Source organism: Staphylococcus agnetis (assembly GCF_002901865.1).
GTDB lineage: Bacteria > Bacillota > Bacilli > Staphylococcales > Staphylococcaceae > Staphylococcus > Staphylococcus agnetis.
Window position 1 is genome coordinate 1 of the sequence record NZ_PPQF01000089.1, and the last position, 3,448, is coordinate 3,448.

The window sequence follows — 3,448 nt, forward strand, 5'->3', positions numbered from 1 at the left end:
TAAGAATCTTTAACAAGCCTTTTTACATGTTATGTATTCATTTATTTTATCATATTTTTGTAGATTTATGTGATGAGTTTCTGTTAAGAAACATCGCTCTATTGATTTGAAAAAATGTGTTATTAGGCATATCTCAAAGAATTTGTGTAACGCTCATAAATATTAAAAAAACAGGAAGAATACCAGATGCATTCTTCCTGTTTTTTTCATTTTTTATTAGTCAGCGTAAATTTCATCTAAAGGTTTTACGATGATTTGGTTAATTTCTTGGAATACTTGGCTCATTTTTTGCTCAGCATTCATTAATTCAGAGATGTTTTGATCTTGTTCGATTTGTTGCGCTTGTTCTTGCGCTTTTTGTAAATCTTCTTCTGAGATTTCTTCACCTTGCATTTGTTTTTGTTGGAAACTTAATTGAGTTTCGCGGAATTCATCAAATAATTTTTTTGAATTTTCATCTGCGTTTACTTTAGCATATGCATCTTTAATTGCTTTGTATTCATCGCTTTCACGTAATGCTTGCTCTAATTTGTTTGCGTAATCATATAAATTTACAGCCATTGGAATCTCTCCTTAAGTTGTTTGTTAGAAGATTGGATTTACCAACCAATCTCACTCCTTGCTTACAATACCATATTTTTAAAGGTTATACAAAAATTGCAACCAATCCTTGGAAAAATCCAATCATTCCACCTAATATAAATCCTAGTAACATAATTAATTTTAATTCTTTATTCGCGATGTCAAAAATAAGCTGTTCAATATAATCTAAATCAAATCGATTAATTTGTTCTTCTACCATTCCTGAAATATTCACTTTTTTTAGTATACGAGTTAAACGTTGTGCAAGAGAAAAAATGATAAGTTCTGTAACTTTAGCTGAACCTTCATGCATTAAATATTGCATAAGCTCAGGTGCTAATTCTTTTAAAGGTTGCTGCGAGTGTTTTGATAAATTTAACTTGCGTATTAATCCATTTACAAATCCGTTACGATGACTTTCAAACTGTGCTAATGTGATGACATCTGTAACTTTTAATGATTTAAAGTTTTCATATTCCGATACAATTTGTGTTTTTATAATATGCTGTGCTTTAGGGTGGTTTGACAGGCGCAATAATTCAGATTGAATACGTTCAGCCAAATCATCTTTAGTCATAAACATTAATAGAACTGAGAGTATACGACTTTTTTCATGAAAAAAAGCATCTAACATTTCATAAATATCTCGATACCCCTTATCTGAAGCGATATACTTTCGCGCTTTAATCAATAATTGTGAATCGAGTTGAGCCACTTTATGATCTAACATCTCCATTAACGATAAAGGTAAAATATCTTTAAACCGTTTGGATGCAATTTCTGAATATTGATGCGTTAAACGTGCGATAAGCACCTTTTTAAGCCAACTTTCACCTTTATTGACTACATCAATATCAAAACGTTTGAAAATACGTTGAACCGTTATATCATCATCTTGCAATGCGTTCACTTGTTGTTGCACCGCTTCTTGAATCGTGTCTTTCATTGTTTGACTTGATAATTTCTCGCGTATTAATGCTTCTGTTAAGAGATGTGTTTCTACAACGTCACCTATTTTAGTTGCAATTTCTTCACGTCGTTTCGGAACTAATCCTGGTGTGAAAGGAATGCGTTTGCCGAAAATATAATACGGTTTAAATGGATGAAATAACATTTTTATCGCAATCATATTGGTCACACCACCGATAATGGCGCCTATAATTGTCATAAAAACAACAATAAGAAAGAATTTCATAACTGCTTGCTCCCTTGTCGCTATTTTTTCATTACTTAAATCTATTTATGTACAGGATACTCATATTGTTCTTAGCCATTGCCAATTTAACCCATAAGTAAACAAAAAGTTGACTCCTCAGGGGTAAGAGTCAACTTTTAAATGTATATAATTTATGCGCGAATAAGATCTTCTTTCACATTACGTTGAAAATAAGTTTCTGCTTCTCTTAACTTTGGTGTACCGAAAACAGGTTGTTTCTCAGTGTCTAAAATTCGGTACAGTTCACTGACTTTATTACTTTGTAAGATGTAACCGCCTTTAGTATCGATTGTATCCCAATAAATATCACTAATTGTAGAATAATTTGGGTATGCTGATTGTCCGCGAGAAATCGTTTGAACCATTTCTAGTGGATCACAACCAAAAGTACTATTAAGTACTTCTGAATCTCTAAAAAGTGAACAAATTGATACGCATGTTGTCCAGTTTGGTAATACGCGTTCTTTTTCAATTTGTACTAAAGTCTTTTTTGATAAACCAATTGTTTGGGCCATCGTATCTTGCGTATACCCCGCTTCAATACGCACCATTTTAAATTTCATTTGAATTAAATCAGTAAAACTTTGTCTATCCATTACTATTACTACCTTTCTAGTCTAAAATTTATCCGCACACAAGTAATTGCAATTCTACACAATTCTTGAAACACAAATTACATATTAATACAAAATCCGAAAAATGAAAAGAGCGTTTTTGTAGAAACATTATAATTTATAAATAGCCACAATTGTCGCAAAAATCAAAAACATCCAGTTGAACGCAAATTTCATTAAATGTTGTAATACCTTGTAGTATCGCCTTAAATATGCACTATAGAACTTTAAGTTTAAGATGAATGCATTGACTTATTATTAATATTATTATTCAATAAAATAGAAGCAACCAAAATATTTGTAAATTATGCAATGCAATTGCACATCAATTTATGAATTTAAAATGAATAGATATACATTTTGAGGTGTATTATGTTTTTTATTATTTTACTCACATTAATTTTAGCTTGCTTTATCGTTATAGGGGTTTACCAAAGCACACATTGGATTTTTAATATTAGCGCTGCAGGAATTGCAGTGATGATCTTTTTTATAGATTTATGGCTAAAGGGTTGGCATAATGAATCCTTTAAAATCATATTAATATGTATCATTATTATTATATTTGAATTTTACCATTTTCAAGTTAAAATGCGTCGCAACCGACAATCTTAAAATGCATTTTACAAACTTACCGCTAAAGCAACCCCTGCTTTAAGCGGTTTTTTTATTGATGTTGTAATGATTTGTTTAACAGAACATTTTAAGGCGGGAGTATGCTATGGAGTAAAGGTGTTTTAAACTTTTAGAAAGTTTATTTTTTCCTATTTTTAAAACGTTGATACAACCACTGAAATGTAACAGCGACGCCAATGGAGAAGAAAATTATTATTATGAGAGATAAAATAATATCCCATATCGTATCAGATGGTAAAACACTGAAAATAAACATAGACGGGATTAAAAATATTAAATCTAACCATCCTAACTCAACCATGGTTTTATCAAAGTCATCTTGGTTTTGTGTTTCACCTTCCTACACCTCACGTTAAAAAACATCACTTTTATTTTATGTTTTTTATTTTAATTATAACAT

Annotated in this window: 3 protein-coding genes and 1 pseudogene; all 4 read right to left on the bottom strand. The window is 30.6% G+C overall.

What is annotated here, in order from left to right; genetic code table 11:
* Positions 1-216: 216 nt before the first annotated feature.
* Entirely contained in the window at positions 217-561 is a 345-nt protein-coding gene (locus CD172_RS11385) for a YlbF/YmcA family competence regulator (protein WP_037567596.1), read from the bottom strand.
* An 85-nt stretch (positions 562-646) separates the two neighbouring features.
* Positions 647-1,777, bottom strand: coding sequence for a DUF445 domain-containing protein (locus tag CD172_RS11390; RefSeq protein ID WP_103346423.1), 1,131 nt, complete (start codon positions 1,775-1,777; stop codon positions 647-649).
* 152 nt (positions 1,778-1,929) lie between these two features.
* On the bottom strand, positions 1,930-2,394 hold the full coding sequence (xdrA, locus tag CD172_RS11395; protein WP_037567599.1) for an XRE family transcriptional regulator XdrA: 465 nt from the start codon (positions 2,392-2,394) through the stop codon (positions 1,930-1,932).
* Between the two features lie 772 nt (positions 2,395-3,166).
* Positions 3,167-3,358 (bottom strand): annotated as a pseudogene (locus CD172_RS13030) (DUF6007 family protein); the annotation flags it as partial.
* Positions 3,359-3,448: the final 90 nt, after the last annotated feature.